Genomic DNA, 19,122 nt, shown 5'->3' with positions numbered 1-19,122 from the left:
CCTGGCGCGCTATCCCGGTCACGCGGCGTGCAGCACGTCGCATGCTGACGATTGCGGGTCTGCTCGGATGCGGTGCGGCGACGGCGTCGAACCCGATCGTGCCCGGCTGGTATGCCGATCCCGAGATCCGCGTGTTTGCCGGGCAATACTGGATCTACCCGACCTATTCCGACCATGTTGGAAAGCCGGTTGCGGCGAGCCGCTTTTCCCCTGCGCAAAAGCTCGCCCGACAGCGCAAGACGGTCCGTCCCTCCTACGGGATGCAGACGTTCTTCGACGCATTCTCGTCGCCCGACCTCGTCCACTGGACCAAGCACCGCCGCGCGTTCGACGTTCAGAATGCGGGCTGGGCAGCCTATGCGATCTGGGCGCCGTCGGTGATCGAGGCGAACGGGCGCTATTACATGTTCTTCAGCGCGAACGACATCCAGAGCGATGCCGAGCTTGGCGGGATCGGTCTCGCGGTCAGCACGACGCCCGGGGGGCCGTTCAAGGACGCGCTCGGCAAGCCGCTGGTCGGTGCGTTCCACAATGGTGCGCAACCGATCGACCCGTTCGCGTTCCGTGATCGCGACGGGCAGGTCTATCTCTTCTATGGCGGCTGGAAGCACTGCAACGTCGTCCGGCTGAGCCCCGACCTCAAGCGCGTCCTGCCGTTCGCGGACGGGACGACGTTCAAGGAGATCACGCCGCCCGGCTATGTCGAGGGGTCGTTCATGATCGAACGCCGCGGCGTCTATTACCTGATGTGGTCGGAGGGCGGGTGGACCGGCCCGGACTATAGCGTCGCCTATGCGACCGCGCCAAGCCCGACCGGGCCGTTCACGCCGAAGGGCAAGATCCTGGCGCAGGACCTGCGGATCGCGCGCGGTGCGGGGCATCATTCGGTCGTCAACGTGCCCGGCACCGACGACTGGTACATCGCCTATCACCGCCGGCCGCTCGACACCGATCGCGGCGAACACCGCCAGATCGCGATCGACCGCATGGTCTTTGCCGCCGACGGCACGATCAAGCCTGTGGTAATGACCAACACCGGCGTCGCGCCGCGGCCGATCCGCGCTGCGGTCAAACGCGCCGGGACGACCGCCCCCGGGCGGGACGAACATTCATCTGGGAGAGCGATGTGAGACACAGGGTAATCGCCGCATTGCGCGGCACGGTGGCGGCGGTCGCGTCGATCGCGCTCGTCGCTCCGATGCCACTGTCGGCGCAGTCGGCCGCCACCGCCAGCGCGGCAGCGCGGGACCAGCCCTCGATCGATCTCGTCAACCCGCTGATGGGCACCGACTCCGACTATACGCTCTCGTACGGCAACACCTATCCCGCGGTCGCGGTGCCGTGGGGGATGAACTTCTGGACGCCGGTGACGGGCAAGCCCGGCAGCGGCTGGGGCTACACCTATGACGGCAACAAGATCAACGGCATCAAGCAGACGCACCAGCCCAGCCCGTGGATGAACGACTATGCCGCGTTCGCACTGATGGCGACGACCGGCGCGCTCAAGGTCAAGGCGGACGAACGCGCCTCGTGGTACAGTCACAAGGCGGAGGAGAGCCGGCCCTATAGCTACAAGGTCTATCTCGCCGATTACGACGTGACCGCGGAGGTCGCGCCGACCAACCGCGCCGCGCAGTTCCGATTCACCTTCCCCGAAAGCGACGACGCGCACATCATCCTCGACGGCTATGCGGGCGGATCGATGGTGTCGGTCGACCCGGTCAAGCGGCGGATCACCGGCTATGTCCGCAACAATCACGGCGGCGTGCCGGGCAATTTCCACAATTACTTCGTCGCCGAATTCGACCACGCCTTCACCGTCAGCCGCACCTGGGACGATAACGGCCAGATCGCCGCGACGCCGGTGCGCGAGGGCGATCATGTCGGCGCGGTCGTCAGCTTCAAGACGCGCAAGGGCGAGCAGGTCGGCGTCAAGGTCGCGTCGTCGTTCATCAGCCTCGACCAAGCCCAGCGCAATTTGCGCGGCGAGATCGGCGGCGATGGCTTCGAGCAGACCAAGGCCAAGGCGAAGGCGGTCTGGCAGCGCGAGTTCGACCGGATCGAGGTGAGCGATCCCGACATCGACAACCGGCGCACCTTCTACTCCGCGCTCTACCGCATGCTGCAGTTCCCGCGGATGTTCCACGAGGTCGATGCCAAGGGGCAGACGGTCCATTACAGCCCCTATGACGGCAAGGTGCATCCGGGGTTTCTCTATACCGACAACGGCTTCTGGGACACGTGGCGCGCGGTCTTCCCGTTCTTCGCGCTGATGTATCCCGAGCGAGACAGCGAGATCATGCAGGGGCTGGTCAACACCTACAAGGAGTCCGGCTGGCTGCCCGAATGGGCGAGTCCGGGGCACCGCGACGTGATGATCGGGTCGAACTCGGCGAACCTGATCGCCGACGCGTATCTCAACGGCGTGCGCGGGTTCGACGTCGAGACCTTGTACGAGGCGATGGTCAAGAACGCGACCACGTCGAAAGGGCGCCCCGTTGACAAGAAGGGCAACGTCGTCGGCGCGGTCGGGCGCGAGGGCGTCGAATATTACAACCGGCTGGGCTATGTGCCCTATGACGTCGGCATCAACGAGAATGCCGCGCGCAGCCTCGAATATGCGACCGCCGACTTCTCGATCTCGCGGCTGGCGAGCGCGCTGGGCAAGACCGAGGACGCCAAGCTCTATGCCGCGCGGGCGCAGAATTACCGCAAGCTCTACGACACGCAGAGCGGGTGGATGCGCGGTCGCAACCAGGACGGCAGCTGGTCGACCCCCTTCAACCCGTATAAATGGGGCGACGCCTTCACCGAGGGCAATGCGCTGCACTATAGCTGGTCGGTGATGCAGGACGTGCAGGGCCTCGCCGACCTGATGGGGGGCAAGGACGCGTTCGTGAAGCGGCTCGACTCGGTCTTCACGACGCCGCCGATCTTCGACGACAGCTATTACGGGCAGACGATCCACGAGATCCGCGAGATGCAGATCGTCGACATGGGCCAATATGCGCATGGCAACCAGCCGATCCAGCACATGCCCTATCTCTATGACTGGGCAGGCGCGCCGTGGAAGACGCAATATCACGTCCGCGACGTGATGAAGAAGCTCTACGCGCCGACGCCCGACGGCTATCCGGGCGACGAGGATAATGGCCAGACCTCGGCCTGGTACGTGTTCTCCGCACTCGGTTTCTATCCGGTCACGCCCGCAGTCGGCCAATATGCGATCGGCAGCCCGCTGTTCCGCACCGTCAAGCTGACGATGCCCGGCGGCAAGCCGCTGACGATCGAGGCGGCGAACAACGGCCCCGGCAATGTCTATATCCAGTCGGCGAGCTTCAACGGGACGCCGCACGACAAGCCGTGGCTGACGCGCGAGGCGCTGCAGAAGGGTGGTACGCTGCGCTTCGTGATGGGGGCGACGCCGAACCGGAAATGGGGTGCGGCAAGCAGCGCGGCGCCCTTCTCGATGAGCGCGCCGGTGGCCAAGCCATGAGCGGCGCGCGCTTCACCCCCCGCCGCCGCGATGTCATGACCGGTGCGGCGGCGCTCGCGCTGACGACCGCGGTGCCCGGCGGGGCGGTCGCCGCGCCGCTGGCGAGCAAGCGCCCGCCGCGTGGCGAGCGTCGCTTCGTCAGCGCCGCGGTCGAGGCGGAGATCGCGCGCGTGAAGGCGAAGATCGCCGACCCCGAACTCGCCTGGCTGTTCGAGAATTGCTACCCCAACACGCTCGACACCACGGTCCGGCTGGGCATGGTCGACGGCAAGCCCGACGCGTTCGTCATCACCGGCGATATCGAGGCGCTTTGGCTGCGCGACAGCTCGGCGCAGATGCAGACCTATGTCCATCTCGCGCCCAAGGATGCGGGGCTGCGCCGGGTGTTTGTCGGGCTGATCGCTCGGCAGGCGCGCTGTATCCTGATCGACCCGTACGCCAACGCGTTCATGGACGATCCGACCGCGAAATCGAACCTCGGCGCGCGGACCGACCAGACCGAGATGAAGCCGGGCGTCGCCGAGCGGAAATGGGAGATCGACTCGCTCTGCTACCCGATGCGGCTCGCGCACGGTTACTGGACCGCGACGCGCGACAAGACGCCGTTCGACGACCAGTGGGCGCAGGCGATAGTCCGCGCGGTCGCGACCTTCCGCGAACAGCAGCGCAAGGACGGCAAGGGCCCGTATCACTTCCAGCGGCTGAACGTCTCGCCCACCGAGACGCTGATGTTCGAGGGATACGGCGCACCGACGCGCAAGGTCGGGCTGATCCATTCGATGTTCCGCCCGTCGGACGATGCGTGCCTCTACCCCTTCCTGATCCCGTCCAACCTGTTCGCGGTGTCGGCGCTGCGCATGCTGGCGACGGTCCAGCGCGAGGCGCGCGGCGATACCGCGGGCGCGGCGGACAGCGAGGCGCTGGCGACCGAGGTCGAGGCGGCGCTGCGCGCGCATGGCCGGATGCCGGACGGGCAGGGCGGTGAGGTCTGGGCCTATGAGGTCGACGGCTTCGGCAATGCGATCTTCATGGACGACGCCAATGTGCCGAGCCTGTCGGGCCTGCCGCTGCTCGGCGCGTCGGACCGCGCCGACCCGCTGTTCCGCCGCACCGCCGCGCTCGCCTGGAGCGACCGCAACCCCTATTTCTTTGCGGGCAAGGCCGCGCAGGGGATCGGCGGGCCGCATATCGGCCTCGACATGATCTGGCCGATGTCGATCGTCACGCATGCGATGAACAGCGATGACGACGCCGTCATCCGCCAGTGCCTGACATGGCTGAAGACGACGCATGGCGGGACCGGCTTCATGCACGAATCCTTCCACAAGGATGATCCGATGAAATTCACGCGCAGCTGGTTCGCCTGGGCCAACGGGCTGTTCGGCGAACTGATCCTCGATCTCGAGCGCCGCAAGCCCGCCTTGCTCGCCGCGCGCTACTGACACGGACTACGGGAGATACACATGACCACCGCCAACCGCCGCGAGGTGCTCGCCACCACCGGGCTCGCCGGCCTCGCGGGCGTGCTGCCCGTCGCCGCCGCCGGCGCGCAGGGGCAGCGCCCGATCGCGGGCAAGCCCGACCTGTTCATCGGTACCGGCGGTCACGGCCACACCTATCCCGGTCCGTCCTTGCCGTTCGGGATGGTCCAGCTCGGCCCCGACACCGACAACAGCCGCTGGGATGCGTGCTCGGGCTACCATCAGGATGACGGCTCGATCATGGGGTTCAGCCACACGCATCTGTCGGGGACGGGGATCGGCGACATGCTCGACGTGCTCGTCGTGCCGACGCGCGGGCCGCTGAAGCTTAAGCCCGGTGCTCTCGACAAGCCGCAGGAGGGCTATCGCCAGCGCTTCTCCGACGAACTCGCCGAGCCCGGCTATTACCGCGTGAAGCTCGAATCGGGGGTGCTCGCCGAGCTGACCGTGACCGAGCGGACGGGGCATCACCGCTACACCTTCCCGCAAGGCGCGGGGCACATCCTGATCGACTTCGCGCACATGATCCTCGACGTCTGGGACAAGGGCGTGCTGGTCGACGAGGCGTCGCTGGCGCTGTCGCCCGACGGCATGCTGACCGGCAGCCGTCGCGTCCACCGCTGGGCAAAGGGTCGGCGGATCCATTTCGCGATGCAGCTGTCGCGCCGCCCCGACCGTGTCGAATTCTTCGGCGACGACGACACACCGGCGCCCGCGGGCGCGAAGGCGATCATCGGCAACCGGCTGAAGGTCGCGCTGTTCTTCGACCAGGCGGGCGGCGAGCCCATCCTGATCAAGACGGGCATCTCCGCGGTGGACGTCGCGGGCGCCAAGGCCGCGCTGGCGGGCGAGGCGCCGGGCTGGCAGTTCGACAATGTGCGCCGGTCGGCGGCGCGGACCTGGCAGACGCAGCTCGACTGTATTCGCGTCGAGGGCGGCACACCCGATCAGCGCACGATCATGGCGAGCGCGCTGTACCACACGTTCCTGTCGCCGACGCTCTTCACCGACCGCGATGGCCGCTATGTCGGGCTCGACCGCAACGTGCACACAGCGGCGGCGGGCGACACCGCGTACAGCACCTATTCGCTGTGGGACACGTACCGCGCGCTGCACCCGCTGCTCAATCTGGTCCAGCCCGACAAGGCCGCGCAGTTCACGCGCGATCTGGTTCGCCAGACGATCCAGAGCCCGGCGGGCTCGCCGGTCTGGCCGCTCCAGGGTGTCGAGACCGCGTGCATGATCGGCTGGCATTCGGTGTCGGTGCTTGCCGAGGCGTGCGTGAAGGGCGTCAAGGCGGACTATGCCGCCGCCTGGCCGCAGATCCGCCGGCGCGCGTTCGACCGCAGCTTCCGCGATCTCGAAAGCACGCTCGGCCGCGGCTATTATTACGACCTTGGCTTCATCCCTGCCGACAAGGTCTGGGAATCGGTCAGCCGGACGCAGGAATATGCGTATGACGACTGGGCGATGGCGGTGCTCGCGGACGCGGCGGGCGCTTCTGCCGACGCGCAGGCGTTACGCAAGCGCAGCCTCAACTACCGCAACGTCATCGATCCGAAGATCGGCTTCGCGCGGCCGCGCTTCGCGGACGGGACTTGGTGGGCGGACTATGATCCGATCCAGCTCGGCCACAACCCCGACAAGCACCGCGACTATACCGAGGCGAATGGCTGGCAGGCGACGTTCCTCAACCAGCACGACATTTACGGGCTGATCGAGATGTTCGGCGGCGATGCCGGGTTCGTGAAGAAGCTCGACGCGCTGTTCGTCGCGCCTTCGACACTCCCCAAAAATGCGCCGCCCGACATTTCGGGGCTGGTCGGCCAATATGCGCATGGCAACGAACCCGACCAGCATGCCGCGTACATGTATGCCTATGCCGGTGCGCCGTGGAAGACGCAGGCGATGGTCCGGCGGCTGTGCACCGAGATGTACAAGGCGGATCCCGACGGCGTCATCGGCAACGACGATTGCGGGCAGACGAGCGCGTGGTTCATCTTCTCCGCGCTCGGCCTCTACCCGGTCGATCCGGTCAGCGCGGTCTATGTCTTTGGCTCGCCGCTGTTCGATGCCGCCGAGGTTGCGCTCGGCGGCGGGAAGACGCTCAGGATCACCGCGTTGGGCAATGGTCCGCAGGCGCCCTATGTCCAGTCGGTCCGCTGGAACGGCAAGCCCTGGACGAAGAACTGGATCGCGCATGCGGACCTTGCGCGGGGTGGCGAACTCGCCTTCGTAATGGGGGGAAAGCCGTCGAAGTTCGGCACCGCCAAGGCGGATCGTCCGCCGTCCTACGGCAGAACCGCCTGAGAACGCACGGACAAGGGGTTGCCGGCTGGTGCCGGGGCTGTCAGGTTTGACCAAGGAAGAGGATAAGGCATGACCGAGCGAAACGCAGGCATGACGCGCCGGAACTGGCTTGGCGGCGCGGCGGCAAGCGCGGGGTTGCTCGCGCTCCCCGGCACCGCTGCCGCCGCGGCTGCCGGCCGCACACGCCGGATCGCGCCGAGCGATCGCGTCAATGTCGCGGTGATCGGTGCGGGCGGCATGGGCTCGCAGAACATGGCCAAGCTCACCAGCCAGAACATCGTGGCGCTCGCCGATGTCGATTTCGACCATGTCGCCAAGTCGATGGTCGATTCGAACGGTGCGCTGCGTGCGGATCGGCTCGCGCTCAAGACCGCCTATGACCGGGCGACGCGGTTCGCGGACTATCGGCGGATGCTCGACACGCGCAAGGATATCGACGCGGTCGTGATCGCAACGCCCGACCATCACCACGCGTTCGCCGCGAAGATGGCGATGGAGCGCGGTCTGCACGTCTATGTCCAGAAACCGCTGACCTACAGCGTGCGGGAGGGGCGGACGCTGCTCGATCTCGCGCGGCGCAACCCGAAGCTGGTGACGCAGATGGGCAACCAGGGGCATTCGGGCGATGACGGGCGACGCGTCGTCGAGTTGATCCGTGGCGGTGCGATCGGCCGCGTGCGCGACGTCCATGTCTGGACCAACCGCCCCGTCTGGCCGCAGGGCGAGGCGCGCCCCGCGCCGGTCGCCAAACCCGCCAGCCTCGACTGGGACCTGTGGCTCGGACCCGCGGCGGTCGATTGGGGCTATCACCCCGGTTATGCCCATTTTAACTGGCGCGGCTGGGTGCCGTTCGGCGTCGGCGCGCTCGGCGACATGGGCGCGCACCTCATCGACTTCCCGGTCTGGGCGCTCGAACCCGGTCTGCCGACGCGGATCGAGACGCGGCACAGCCGCTGGGGTGGCGATACCGACCTCTGGGACGGCAAGCCGCCCGTCGAACTCGGCAGCTATCCGCTCGCGTCGATGACCACCTACCGGTTCGGCAACGCGAAGGGCGGGCCGGTGACGATGACCTGGTATGACGGCGGGATGATGCCGCCGACGCCCGATGCGATGCCGGTCGACGCGGTGATGAACCCCGAGGGCGGCGTGCTGTATGTCGGTGAGTCCGGGATGCTGATGCACGACACCTATGGCGAGAAACCAGTGCTGATCGGCGAGGGCGCGCAGGCGCGCGCCGCCGCGGTCCCGGTCTCGATGCCGCGCATCCAGGGCGGACGCGACGGCCACGAGATGAACTGGATCCGCGCGATCCGGGGCGAGGAGGCGATCTCGTCGCCCTTCTCGGTCGCGGTGCCGCTCAACGAGACGATGGTCCTCGGCATGGTCGCGCTTCGCGCCGAGCGCCCGATCGACTATGACGGACAGGCGGGCCGGGTCACCAATTTCGCCGATGCAAACCGGTTTCTCGACCGGGAATACAGGAAAGGATGGTCGTTATGACCGCTGTCACGTTGCTTTTCGCCGCTGCCGCACTCGCCGCGCAGGCGACGCCGCCGTCGCAGGCGAAACCTGCAGCCACAAGCCCGCGGCCCGAGGATACCGAGGTCTGGCAGCCCGAGCCGCCGGTCGTCGTCGCGCCGGCCTATGCAACGGTCGCACCGCCATCGGACGCGGTCGTGCTGTTCGACGGCACGTCGCTCGATCAATGGACCAGCACCAAGGGTAACGGCCCCGCCCGCTGGACGGTCGGCGACGGCGTGCTGACGGTGCGCAAGGGTACCGGCAATATCCAGACCAAGCGCAGTTTCCGCAACTATCAGCTCCACCTCGAATGGCGCGTCCCGGCCGGGATCACGGGCGAAGGCCAGGCGCGCGGGAACAGCGGCGTCTTCCTCGGCGCGACGGGCGAGGGCGATGGCGGCTATGAGCTGCAGATCATGGATAGCTACCGCAACAAGACCTATGTCAACGGACAGGCGGGTGCGATCTACAAGCAGATCGCACCGCTCGCCAATCCGACGCGCGCGCCGGGCGAATGGCAGACCTACGACATCGTCTGGACCGCGCCCGTCTTCGCCGCTGATGGCAGCGTGACCAGCCCCGCCTATGCGACCGTGATGATGAACGGCGTTCTCGTCCAGGACCATGTCGCGGTGAAGGGCGAGACCGTCTATATCGGCGCACCGCGCTACACCCCGCACGGCGCGCTGCCGATCAAGCTTCAGGATCACGGCGATCCGAGCGCGCCGATCAGCTTCCGGTCGATCTGGCTCCGCGAGCTGAAATAACGCGGGCGCCGCGCGCGATCAGCGCGCGCTGCCCTGCAACGCCAGCACCGCGGACCGCATCGCGACGATGCGGTCCTGCGCGAGGGGCGCGAGGTCGCCCCATGAAAAGGCCGACCGCTGCGTCGACACTTCGCGCCACATTCGCGCGGCGACGCTGTCGAGATCCGCGGCGGTCGGCTCGCGTCCCGTCGCGATGCAGTCGACGAGCTGGTCGGGTACGAGCGGGCTTGCACTGAACATGGTAGTCACCTCCGATGTCGAGGGACGTCTTACGCGTGGTTCATTGCCGCCAGATGACAGCCGCGTGTCTCAACGTGGTGTCGTGCGCGGCGCGGCAAGACCCGTGCTGCCGCGGATCACGAGCTCGTGCGCCAGGACCACGCGGTCGGGGCGGTCGGTGTCGCCGTTGAGGATCGCGACCAGCATCTCGACCGCGCGCTGCCCGATCAGCCCCTTGGGTTGCGAGATCGTGGTCAGCGCAGGGTGGAAATAAAGCGCGTGCGGCAGGTCGTCGAACCCGATCACCGACACGTCGCGCGGACAGTCGAGCCCCGCATCGCGGACCGCGGCGATCGCGCCCATCGCCATCTCGTCGCTGAAGCAGAACAGCGCGGTGACGCCGCCTGCGATCATCGCGCGCGCCTGTTCGAACGCCGACGCCGCGGAATAGTCGCCGATCCGCGTCTGTATCCGGTCGGCGACGCCATGTGCCTCCGCAACGGCCATGGCCCCGGCGAGGCGGTCGCGGCTGAGCGGGCTCGTGCCGGGGCCGGCCACGATGCCGATATCGCGGTGCCCCAGGTCGACCAGATGCTGGACCGCGTCACGGCCTGCTGCGGCATTGTCGATATGCACGCCCGGCACGCCGGTCTCGACATTATAATCGCAGCCATTGACGATCGGTGCGGCACAGCCCGCGCGGTCGAGCACGCGTTGCAGCGGGTCGGGCAGGCGGTGACCGAGAAAGATCAGCCCGTCGACCTCGCGCCGCGACAGCATCTCGGCATATTGGTCCTCGATGACGGGATCGTGCCGCGTATCGCCGACCACGACGCCGTACCCCGCGTCGCGCGCGGCTTCTTCCGCGCCGCGAATCACGCTCGCAAAGAACGGGTTGGAAATATCGGGGACCGTCAGCAGGATCTTCGCCGCGCGCAATGTCCGCAGCGACCGGGCGGCAACGTTGGGTCTGTACCCCAGCGCCTCGACGACGCCGAGCACGTGAAGCCGCGTCTTCTCGGCGACCCGGTCGGGGTGGCTGAGCACGCGGGAAACCGTCGCGGTGGACACGCCCGCGCTCGTCGCGACCTGAATTATCGTCGTCATCACAAACCCATGAAGCCCTGCGAAGAATATGTCGACGGCCCGAAAATGTAATCCTTTACACTTTTGCGGTCGCGCCATATTCTCGACCCCGAAGCAGCAAAAGCTGTATCGAACCAGAGAGGTGTGCATGGCACTGGCAAGCGCGGATATTCCAGCCTCGACACCACCGGTGTCGGACAAGCCGTCGTCGATATTGACGGCACGGATGAGCGTGCTGATGTTCATGCAGTTCTTCGTCTGGGGCGCGTGGAACGTCACGCTCGGGCTCGCGATGCAGACGCGCGGGCTCGGCGCGATGATCGGCAACGCCTTCTCGGTCGGGCCGATCGCCTCGATCGTCGGGTCGTTCCTGCTCGGCATGGCCGCAGCGCGCTATCTCAGCCCGCGGATGCTGATGGTGATCCTCCACCTCGTGGGCGGTGTGATCCTGTTCTTCCTGCCATCGCTCGTGACGCCCGAGACCGGCAGCACGTTCGTCTGGCTGCTGCTCGGCTACATGATCCTGTACATGCCAACCGTCGGCCTCGCCAACACGATCGCGCTCAAGAGCTTCGGCGACCGCGTCGACCGGTTCCCCTTCGTTCGCGCATTCGGGACGCTCGGCTGGATCACCGCAGGGCTGATCATCGGCTGGGCCGGCCTGTCCGCCAGCCCTGAGATCTTCCGTGTCGCCGCCGTCGTCTCGATCGCGCTCGGCCTTTACAGCTTCACGCTCCCCAACGTGGCTGCCGACACGCCGCCCGAGCAGGGGCTGGTCAAGCAGATCCTCTGCGTCGACGCGTTCGGGCTGATGCGCCAGCGGTCGTTCCTCGTCTTCATCACCTGCGCGACGCTCATCTCGATCCCGCTGGCGATGTATTATGCCTATGCCTCGCCCTATGTCGGCGCGACGGGGATCGAGAATGTCGGCGGCACGCTGGCGATCGGGCAGATGTCCGAGCTCGCCTTCATGTTCGCGATGCCGTGGCTGTACCGCCGCTTCGGGGTCAAGCCGCTGCTGCTCGTCGGAATGATCGCCTGGGCCGCCCGCTATGCGCTGTTCGCGATCGGCGACGGCGGCGACATGCTCTGGGCGGTGTATCTGGGCGTCGCGCTTCACGGCGTGTGCTACGACTTCTTCTTCGTGGCCGGCGCGATCTACACCGGCACGATCGCCACGCCGAAGGGCGTCAACGCGCAGGCGCAGGGTATGCTGACACTGTTCACCTATGGGGTCGGCATGCTGCTCGGGTCGCAGATCGGTGCGCTCCTGTACGCGCAGCTGCCCGCCGCACCGACCGTCGCCGACTGGCACCAGATGTGGTGGTATCCGGCGATCGCCGCCGCGCTGATCGCACTGCTGTTCCAGCTGACGTTCCGTGACACCAGCCGCAAGGGAGCGATGGCATGACGGGAATGAAGGGCCCGGCGATCTTCCTCGCGCAGTTCCTCGGCGACACCGCGCCGTACGACACGCTCGACGGTCTTGCCCGCTGGGCGGGGGAGCTCGGCTATACCGGCGTGCAGATCCCGTGCGATCCACGGCTGATCGACCTTGCGCAGGCGGCCGAGAGCAAGGCCTATTGCGACGATCTGCGTGGCCGGCTTGCCGAACACGGCGTCGAGCCGACCGAATTGTCGACGCATCTCCAGGGTCAGCTGGTCGCGGTACATCCTGCGTACGACACGCTGTTCGACGGGTTCGCCCCCGAGCATGTCCGCGGCAAGCCCGCCGAGCGTCAGCGCTGGGCGGTCGAGCAGCTGATGCTCGCCGCGCGCGCCAGCGCCAATCTCGGGCTCACAGCGCACGCCACCTTCTCGGGCGCGCTCGCCTGGCCCTATGTCTATCCCTGGCCCCAGCGTCCGGCCGGATTGATCGAGGAGGCGTTTGCCGAACTCGCGCGCCGCTGGACCCCGATCCTCGACGCGTTCGATGCCGCCGGCGTCGACTGCGCGTTCGAGATCCATCCCGGTGAGGACATCCATGACGGCGCCAGCTGGGAGCGGTTCCTCGATGCGGTGAACCATCACCCGCGTGCTCGGATGCTGTTCGATCCGTCGCACTTCGTCCTGCAGCAGCTCGATTATCTCGACTTCATCGATCGCTATCACGACCGCATCGCGTGCTTCCACGTCAAGGATGCCGAGTTCAACCCGACCGGCCGATCGGGTGTCTATGGCGGGTATGAGCCGTGGGTCGACCGTGCGGGCCGGTTCCGGTCGCTTGGCGACGGGCAGGTCGACTTCGGCGCGATCTTCAGCAAGCTGGCGCAATATGACTATGCCGGCTGGGCGGTTCTTGAATGGGAATGCGCGATAAAGCGCAGCGAAGACGGCGCGCGCGAGGGCGCACCGTTCATCCGCGACCACATGATCCGCCGCACCGAACGCGCATTCGACGACTTCGCGGCGAGCAACGTCGACAAGCACGCGATCCGGTCGCTGTTGGGGCTCGATCGCCGGGACGACACGGCATGAGCGGCGTCCGGCTCAAGCTCGGCATGGTCGGCGGCGGCGAGGGTGCGTTCATCGGCGCCGTCCACCGCATGGCGGCGGCGATCGACGGCGACTGGCAGCTTGCAGCCGGTGCGTTCAGCACCGACTCGGGCCGCAATACGCGGTCGGGCGATGCCCTCGGGCTCGACCCGGCGCGCGTCTATGCCTCGATCGACGCGCTGATCGCGGGCGAGCGGGCGCTCCCCGAGGGCGAGCGGATCGACGCCGTCGCGATCGTCACGCCCAATTTTCTCCACGCACCGATGGCGATCGCCGCGCTCGAGGCGGGCTTTCACGTCCTGTGCGAAAAACCCATGGCGATGAGCGTCGCGGAGGCCGAGGCGATCGCCGCCGCGGTCGAGGCGAGCGGTCGCGAGTTCGCGCTCGCCTTCACCTATTGCGGTTATCCGCTGATCGAGGAGGCGCGCGCGCGCGTCGCGAACGGCGACCTCGGTAAGGTCCGGCTGGTCCAGGTCGAATATCTCCAGGGCTGGCTCAGCCAGCCGGTCGATACCGACGGCAACAAGCAGGCCGAGTGGCGCACCGATCCGGCGCGCGCCGGGATCGGCGGATGTCTCGGCGATATCGGCACGCACGCGTTCCAGCTTGCCGAGCATGTCTCGGGCCTGCGCACCGACGCGGTCTGTGCCGAGCTTACGACGCACGTCCCCGGGCGCCGCCTCGACGACGACGTCAGTGCGTTGCTGCGGTTCGACGGCGGGGCACGCGGCACGCTCAAGGTCACACAGGTCGCAGCGGGCGAGGAGAATGGGCTCAGGCTCCGGATCCACGGCGAACGCGGCGGGCTCGAATGGGCGCAGATGGAGCCGAACACGCTGACGATGCGCTGGCTCGATCGCCCGATCGAAGTCCTGCGCGCAGGAGGGCCGGGGTTGCAGCCCGCCACCGCGTCGATGTTCCGTACACCCGGGGGTCATCCCGAGGGGTATATCGAGGCTTTCGCAACGATTTATCGCGCGTTCGCTGCAACGATCCGTGGCTCCCAGGTCTGGTTTCCGGGTGTCGACGACGGGCTGCGGACGATGCGGTTCGTCGAAGCCGTCGTCGCCAATGCCGGCTCCGACGTCAAGTGGAGCCCGATCGACACCGTTTGATTGTGTAATATCGCCCGCCGGATCGTCTGTCCCGCACCGGGGCATGACCAAGCCGCGGGTATCAGGAGGTCTGGAATGAAGCTGTCCTTGGTCTTGGGTATCGGAACAACCGTCGCGGCGCTGGGTGCCGCGCTAACCCCGCTGGTCGCGCAGACCGCACCCGCGTCCCCACCCGCCTTTGCCGCCTGCCGCGCGTGCCATACCGTCGACAAGGGCGGGCGCAACGGCATCGGCCCGAACCTCCACGGCGTCGTCGGCCGCGCTGCCGCCTCGACGCCGGGGTTCGCCTATTCGCCCGCGCTCAAGGCGTCGAAGCTGACCTGGGATGCGGCGACGCTCGATTCCTATCTCGCCGCGCCTGCCAAGAAGGTGCCCGGCACACGGATGCCGATCAGCACGCCCGATGCCGGCAAGCGCGCGGCGATCATCGCCTATCTCAAGGGGGCGGGCGGTCGATGACCCGTCCGGCACCGGATCCAGCGCGAGGCCGGGCAGCGTGAGCATGTCGCGCCGGACCGTGATTGCGGGCGGCACGATGCTCGCGGGCGGTGCCGCGACGCTGGCGGGGGGCGCGATCGGCGGAGGCGTCTCGAACGCCGCGCGCTTTTCGCTCGGCTTTGCGCCGCACGAGGGCAGCTTCGCCAGCCGCGGCGGGCTGCTCGAACAGATCGCCTATGCCGCGGACCAGGGGTTCCGCGCGTGGGAGGATAACGAGGCGGCGGCGCGTCCCGTCGCGCAGCAGGTCGCGATGGCCAGCGCGCTGTCGAAGCGCGGCATGGCGATGGGCGTGTTCGTGGCGAGCATGCCCAAATGGTCGCAGTCGCGGCCGGTGCTGGGCGGCAAGGACGATGCCGAGCGCGAGGGGTTCCTTGCCGACCTGCGCGCCTCGATCGATGTCGCCAAGCGGCTGAACGCGACGCACGCGACGGTCGTCACCGGGTTCCTCGATTCGAGGCTGCCGAACGACATCCAGACCGCGCGCGTGATCGACGTCATGCGCCGCGCCGCCGACATCGTCGCGCCGCACAAGCTGACGCTGGTCATGGAGCCGCTCAACACGCGGACCAATCACCCCGGCGTCTTCATGCAGACCATATCGCAGGGCTATGCGGTCGCGCGCGGCGTCAATTCGCCCTACGTCAAGGTGCTCGCGGACCTTTATCACGAGCAGATCCAGTCAGGGAACCTGATCCCGACGCTCGGCACCTGCTGGGACGAGGTCGGCTATATCCAGTTCGGCGACAATCCGGGACGCAACGAGCCCGGCACCGGCGAGATCAACTATGCAACGATCGTCCGCTGGCTGCGTGCCAAGCGCTATGGCGGGGTGATCGGCATGGAACACGGCAATTCTGTCGCCGGGCGGGCAGGGGAGGACCGGTTGGTCGCCGCCTATCGCACGATCGACACGGCTATCGAGGGAGAGGCAAAATGATCGATCGGAGAACCGCAATGGCGGGGATCGTGGGAATGTTCGGCGCGCAGCTGTTCGCGCCGATCGCGCGTGCGGCGGGGGTGGCGATGCCCCCCGGCGTACCCGTCATCAGCGAGGGTCCGCCAAGCGTCCAGGTATTCACGCCCGTCCAGCGCGCGGTGATGACCGCGCTCAGCGACCGCGTCGTCCCGACCACCGACACGCCGGGCGCGATCGCCGCAGGCGTACCTACCTATATCGAGAAACTGCTCGCCGACTGGGGGTTGCCCGGCGACCGCGTGCCGATCGTCGCCGGTCTCGACGCGATCGAGGCGCGCAGCCGCCAGGATTACAAGGTATCCGCCGCCAAGGCGACGCCGGCACAGCAGGATGCGTTGCTGACACTCGCGATGAACGGCGCACTTCCGACCGCGACGACGGGCGGAAAGACGTTCTTCGAGGCGTTCCGACAGCTGGTCGTCACCGGCTATTACACGTCCGAGATCGGCATGACGCAGGAGCGCGAATATCTCCCGGTGCCGGGCGAATATAACGGCGCCTTCCCCTATTCTCAGGTCAACAAGGTGTACGCCGCATGATCATCACCCGTCGCAATCTGCTCGTCGGGACGGGGAGCGCGGCCGCGGTCGCCTGCCTCGATCTCCACGCCGCCCCCGCCGCCGCCGCGCAACTCGGCGCGATCGGTATCCAGCTCTATACCGTGCGCGAGATCTTCGCGAGCGACCCTGAGGGGACCCTCGAGCAGATCGCCAAGATCGGCTACCGCGAGATCGAGTTCGGCGGCGGCGGCTATGAGAAGATGGACCATGGCAAGCTCCGCCGGACGATGGACCGGCTCCAGCTCAAGGCACCGTCGGCGCATATCGGCTACGACCTGCTGCTCAAGGATTTCGACAAGAGCATTGCGATGGCCAAGACGCTCGGCGCGACCACCGTCGTCCTGCCGTATATGACCGACGAACACCGTACCGAGGCCGGCTGGTCCGCGGCGCTCCCCAATATCGCCGCGATCGGTGCGAAGCTGAAGCAGAACAAGATGGGCTTCGCCTATCACAACCATGATTTCGAATTCACCGTCCGCCCCGGCGGTGTCAGCCTCTATGACCGGATGCTGCGCGCGATCCCGCCCTCGGTGATGAAATGCGAACTCGACCTCTATTGGGCGGCGCATGCCGGCGAGGATCTGAGTGCGCTGATCAACCGGCTCTCGGCGCGGCTCTATTCCTATCATGTCAAGGACATGCGGAAGGATCGCAGCATGACCGCGGTTGGCCAGGGGACGATCGATTTCGCCTCGCTGTTCAAGCTGCGCGGCAGCGCGGGCGTCCGCCACTTCTACGTCGAGAATGACGAGGCGCCCGCGCCCTATCTTCCCGACATCACGACCAGCTTCCAGACGCTCCGCGCGCTTCGGTACTGACAAAAACATAATCCTGGAGAGGAAAGAACATGGCTTCGACCGACAGGTTCGACGCGATCGTCATCGGATCGGGCGTCAGCGGCGGGTTCGCTGCAAAGGAACTGACTGAAAAGGGCATGCGGGTCCTGATGCTGGACCGCGGCGTCATGGTCGAACATGGCGAGGGCTATCCCTATGACGGCAAGCCCGCCTACGAGGTGCCGGCGCGCAACCGCATGCCACCGGCAATCCGCGACAGCGACTATTTCATCGCCCAGCACGGCTATGTCGCACCCAGCAACCAGTTGTTCTACAACGACGACCGGCTGAACCCCTATGCGCATGACGAGGGCAGCAAATTCTACTGGATCCGTCCGGGCGCGGTCGGCGGGAAGTCGCTGATCTGGGGTCGCTGGTGCTTCCGCTGGAGCGCGGCCGATTTCGAGGCGAACAAGCGCGACGGGATCGATGGCGACTGGCCGATCCGCTATGACGACGTCGCGCCCTGGTACAGCTATGTCGAGAAATATATCGGCGTCTCGGGCTCGCGCGAGAATCTCGCCTATCTGCCCGACAGCGAGTTCCAGCCGCCGATCCCGATGAACGTCGCCGAGAAGTGGATCAAGCCGCGGCTCGAGTCGACGTTCCCGGGCCGCAAGCTGATCAACACGCGGCTGTCGAACATGACCGAGGACAAGCCCGACCAGAACCGCACCAAATGCCAGTTCCGCAACCAGTGCGGTAATGGCTGTTCGTTCGGCGCGTATTTCTCGACGCAGGCGGTGACGCTGCCCGCCGCACGTGCGACGGGCCGCCTCACGCTGCGCTCCGACGCGGTCGTCACCAATCTCGAATATGACGCCACCCGCAAGAAGGTCACCGGTGTCCGCTTCATCGACGCGAAGACCGGCAAGGCCGAGGTCGTCAACGCCGGGCTCGTCTTCCTCTGCGCCTCGGCAATGGCGTCGACGCAGATCATGATGAACTCGCGCGCACCGGGCACGGGCCGCAGCTACTTCGATACCAGCGGCACGCTTGGCCGCTACGTCATGGACCATATCTTCCGCGTCAACATCTCGGGCGATATTCCCGGGATGGAGGAGTTCATCGAATATGGCCGCCGTCCGGGCGGGGTCTATATCCCCCGCTTCCGCAACATCGACCGCGACGACGGGGCAGGGTTCAAGCGCGGCTATGGCTATCAGGGTGGCGCACGGCGCGACCCAGCGGCCCCGGTCGGGTTCGGCGCATCGATGAAGCAGGGCATGCGCAAATATGACGGCTGGAAGTTCAGCATGGGCGCTTTCGGCGAATGCCTACCTTATGAAGATAACCGCGTCTCGCTCCACGCGAGCAAGGTCGACCGGTTTGGCGTGCCGCTCCTCCGCTTCGATGTGCGCTTCCGCGACAACGAACTGCGGATGATGGCGGATGCGCGTGTCCAAGGCGAAGCGATGCTCAAGGGCGCGGGCCTGACCAACGTCGTCAGCGAGGAAAAGGAGCATGTGCCCGGCGACGCGATCCATGAGATGGGCGGGGCACGGATGGGTGTCGATCCGCGCAAGTCGGTCTTGAACGGCTTCAGCCAGGCGCATGAGGCATCGAACCTCTACGTCACCGACGGTGCGCAGATGGCCTCGATCTCGTGCGTCAATCCGTCGCTGACCTTCATGGCGCTGACCGCACGTGCGGTCGATCATGCGGTGAAGCAGACGCGCACCGCCTGACGCGGGGCTACAGCGTGATGGCGGGTCTGGTCGCCGCCATCACGCACCCTGAAACTTCGGACCCGCG

General features: G+C 66.9%; 16 protein-coding genes. 14 read left to right on the top strand and 2 right to left on the bottom strand.

Translation table 11 applies throughout. The annotated features are described in order from the left end of the window. Window positions 1-41: 41 nt before the first annotated feature. The 6 genes from ASE72_RS15905 to ASE72_RS15880 all read left to right on the top strand — a co-directional run bounded on the left by ASE72_RS15905 (window position 42) and on the right by ASE72_RS15880 (window position 9,578). The gene (locus ASE72_RS15905) at window positions 42-1,130 is read left to right on the top strand and encodes a glycoside hydrolase family 43 protein (RefSeq protein ID WP_056023507.1); all 1,089 of its coding nucleotides are present in this window, start codon (window positions 42-44) and stop codon (window positions 1,128-1,130) included. Between the two features lie 68 nt (window positions 1,131-1,198). Beyond that, window positions 1,199-3,496 carry a GH92 family glycosyl hydrolase gene (locus ASE72_RS15900; RefSeq protein ID WP_056024334.1) on the top strand — a complete coding sequence of 766 codons (2,298 nt, stop codon included), beginning with the start codon at window positions 1,199-1,201 and terminating at the stop codon, window positions 3,494-3,496. After that, the gene (locus tag ASE72_RS15895) at window positions 3,493-4,938 is read left to right on the top strand and encodes a glycoside hydrolase family 125 protein (RefSeq protein ID WP_056024331.1); all 1,446 of its coding nucleotides are present in this window, start codon (window positions 3,493-3,495) and stop codon (window positions 4,936-4,938) included. The genes ASE72_RS15900 and ASE72_RS15895 overlap by 4 nt, the downstream gene beginning before the upstream one ends. A gap of 21 nt (window positions 4,939-4,959) precedes the next feature. Then, on the top strand, window positions 4,960-7,287 hold the full coding sequence (locus tag ASE72_RS15890) for a GH92 family glycosyl hydrolase (protein WP_056023504.1): 2,328 nt from the start codon (window positions 4,960-4,962) through the stop codon (window positions 7,285-7,287). 69 nt (window positions 7,288-7,356) lie between these two features. Next, the gene (locus tag ASE72_RS15885; RefSeq protein WP_056023501.1) at window positions 7,357-8,790 is read left to right on the top strand and encodes a Gfo/Idh/MocA family protein; all 1,434 of its coding nucleotides are present in this window, start codon (window positions 7,357-7,359) and stop codon (window positions 8,788-8,790) included. Beyond that, window positions 8,787-9,578, top strand: a complete 792-nt coding sequence (locus ASE72_RS15880) for a 3-keto-disaccharide hydrolase (protein ID WP_056023498.1) — start codon at window positions 8,787-8,789, stop codon at window positions 9,576-9,578. Before ASE72_RS15885 ends, ASE72_RS15880 begins: the two co-directional genes overlap by 4 nt. Window positions 9,579-9,596: 18 nt before the next feature. Here ASE72_RS15880 and ASE72_RS15875 read toward each other — a convergent pair whose 3' ends face one another. Further along, window positions 9,597-9,818: a hypothetical protein gene (locus ASE72_RS15875; protein ID WP_056023495.1), complete on the bottom strand. Its 222-nt coding sequence runs from the start codon at window positions 9,816-9,818 to the stop codon at window positions 9,597-9,599. 69 nt (window positions 9,819-9,887) lie between these two features. Then, window positions 9,888-10,904: a LacI family DNA-binding transcriptional regulator gene (locus ASE72_RS15870; protein WP_056023492.1), complete on the bottom strand. Its 1,017-nt coding sequence runs from the start codon at window positions 10,902-10,904 to the stop codon at window positions 9,888-9,890. Window positions 10,905-11,031: 127 nt separating this feature from the next. Between ASE72_RS15870 and ASE72_RS15865 the strand changes: the two genes are divergently transcribed. From ASE72_RS15865 to ASE72_RS15830, 8 genes are all read left to right on the top strand, one after another. Next, entirely contained in the window at window positions 11,032-12,294 is a 1,263-nt protein-coding gene (locus tag ASE72_RS15865) for an MFS transporter (protein WP_082446158.1), read from the top strand. Further along, entirely contained in the window at window positions 12,291-13,361 is a 1,071-nt protein-coding gene (locus ASE72_RS15860) for a sugar phosphate isomerase/epimerase family protein (protein WP_056023489.1), read from the top strand. The genes ASE72_RS15865 and ASE72_RS15860 overlap by 4 nt, the downstream gene beginning before the upstream one ends. After that, on the top strand, window positions 13,358-14,494 hold the full coding sequence (locus tag ASE72_RS15855) for a Gfo/Idh/MocA family protein (RefSeq protein WP_056023486.1): 1,137 nt from the start codon (window positions 13,358-13,360) through the stop codon (window positions 14,492-14,494). Before ASE72_RS15860 ends, ASE72_RS15855 begins: the two co-directional genes overlap by 4 nt. A 75-nt stretch (window positions 14,495-14,569) precedes the next feature. Next, on the top strand, window positions 14,570-14,953 hold the full coding sequence (locus tag ASE72_RS15850) for a c-type cytochrome (protein WP_056023483.1): 384 nt from the start codon (window positions 14,570-14,572) through the stop codon (window positions 14,951-14,953). Window positions 14,954-14,996: 43 nt separating this feature from the next. Beyond that, window positions 14,997-15,929: a hydroxypyruvate isomerase family protein gene (locus ASE72_RS15845; protein ID WP_235532394.1), complete on the top strand. Its 933-nt coding sequence runs from the start codon at window positions 14,997-14,999 to the stop codon at window positions 15,927-15,929. Next, complete coding sequence (locus ASE72_RS15840) at window positions 15,926-16,507, top strand: gluconate 2-dehydrogenase subunit 3 family protein (protein ID WP_056023477.1); 582 nt, start codon at window positions 15,926-15,928, stop codon at window positions 16,505-16,507. Before ASE72_RS15845 ends, ASE72_RS15840 begins: the two co-directional genes overlap by 4 nt. Beyond that, a complete protein-coding gene (locus tag ASE72_RS15835) occupies window positions 16,504-17,349 on the top strand; it encodes a sugar phosphate isomerase/epimerase family protein (RefSeq protein WP_056023474.1) in 846 nt (281 codons plus the stop codon). Before ASE72_RS15840 ends, ASE72_RS15835 begins: the two co-directional genes overlap by 4 nt. A gap of 29 nt (window positions 17,350-17,378) precedes the next feature. After that, on the top strand, window positions 17,379-19,055 hold the full coding sequence (locus ASE72_RS15830; protein WP_056023470.1) for a GMC oxidoreductase: 1,677 nt from the start codon (window positions 17,379-17,381) through the stop codon (window positions 19,053-19,055). The last annotated feature ends 67 nt before the right edge of the window (window positions 19,056-19,122 follow it).

Source organism: Sphingomonas sp. Leaf20, assembly GCF_001421535.1.
Taxonomy (GTDB): domain Bacteria; phylum Pseudomonadota; class Alphaproteobacteria; order Sphingomonadales; family Sphingomonadaceae; genus Sphingomonas.
Note: the sequence above shows the minus strand (reverse complement) of the source record. Positions and strands in the feature narration are given on the sequence as shown.

What these genes read in the sequence shown, in the direction of transcription:
- ASE72_RS15865 (WP_082446158.1), top strand. Translation starts at nt 11,032, where the DNA reads ATGGCACTGGCAAGCGCGGATATTCCAGCCTCGACACCACCGGTGTCG.
- ASE72_RS15900 (WP_056024334.1), top strand. Translation starts at nt 1,199, where the DNA reads ATGCCACTGTCGGCGCAGTCGGCCGCCACCGCCAGCGCGGCAGCGCGG.
- ASE72_RS15895 (WP_056024331.1), top strand. Translation starts at nt 3,493, where the DNA reads ATGAGCGGCGCGCGCTTCACCCCCCGCCGCCGCGATGTCATGACCGGT.
- ASE72_RS15885 (WP_056023501.1), top strand. Translation starts at nt 7,357, where the DNA reads ATGACCGAGCGAAACGCAGGCATGACGCGCCGGAACTGGCTTGGCGGC.
- ASE72_RS15855 (WP_056023486.1), top strand. Translation starts at nt 13,358, where the DNA reads ATGAGCGGCGTCCGGCTCAAGCTCGGCATGGTCGGCGGCGGCGAGGGT.
- ASE72_RS15850 (WP_056023483.1), top strand. Translation starts at nt 14,570, where the DNA reads ATGAAGCTGTCCTTGGTCTTGGGTATCGGAACAACCGTCGCGGCGCTG.
- ASE72_RS15905 (WP_056023507.1), top strand. Translation starts at nt 42, where the DNA reads ATGCTGACGATTGCGGGTCTGCTCGGATGCGGTGCGGCGACGGCGTCG.
- ASE72_RS15860 (WP_056023489.1), top strand. Translation starts at nt 12,291, where the DNA reads ATGACGGGAATGAAGGGCCCGGCGATCTTCCTCGCGCAGTTCCTCGGC.
- ASE72_RS15840 (WP_056023477.1), top strand. Translation starts at nt 15,926, where the DNA reads ATGATCGATCGGAGAACCGCAATGGCGGGGATCGTGGGAATGTTCGGC.
- ASE72_RS15875 (WP_056023495.1), bottom strand. Translation starts at nt 9,818, where the DNA reads ATGTTCAGTGCAAGCCCGCTCGTACCCGACCAGCTCGTCGACTGCATC.
- ASE72_RS15835 (WP_056023474.1), top strand. Translation starts at nt 16,504, where the DNA reads ATGATCATCACCCGTCGCAATCTGCTCGTCGGGACGGGGAGCGCGGCC.
- ASE72_RS15870 (WP_056023492.1), bottom strand. Translation starts at nt 10,904, where the DNA reads ATGACGACGATAATTCAGGTCGCGACGAGCGCGGGCGTGTCCACCGCG.
- ASE72_RS15890 (WP_056023504.1), top strand. Translation starts at nt 4,960, where the DNA reads ATGACCACCGCCAACCGCCGCGAGGTGCTCGCCACCACCGGGCTCGCC.
- ASE72_RS15830 (WP_056023470.1), top strand. Translation starts at nt 17,379, where the DNA reads ATGGCTTCGACCGACAGGTTCGACGCGATCGTCATCGGATCGGGCGTC.
- ASE72_RS15845 (WP_235532394.1), top strand. Translation starts at nt 14,997, where the DNA reads ATGTCGCGCCGGACCGTGATTGCGGGCGGCACGATGCTCGCGGGCGGT.
- ASE72_RS15880 (WP_056023498.1), top strand. Translation starts at nt 8,787, where the DNA reads ATGACCGCTGTCACGTTGCTTTTCGCCGCTGCCGCACTCGCCGCGCAG.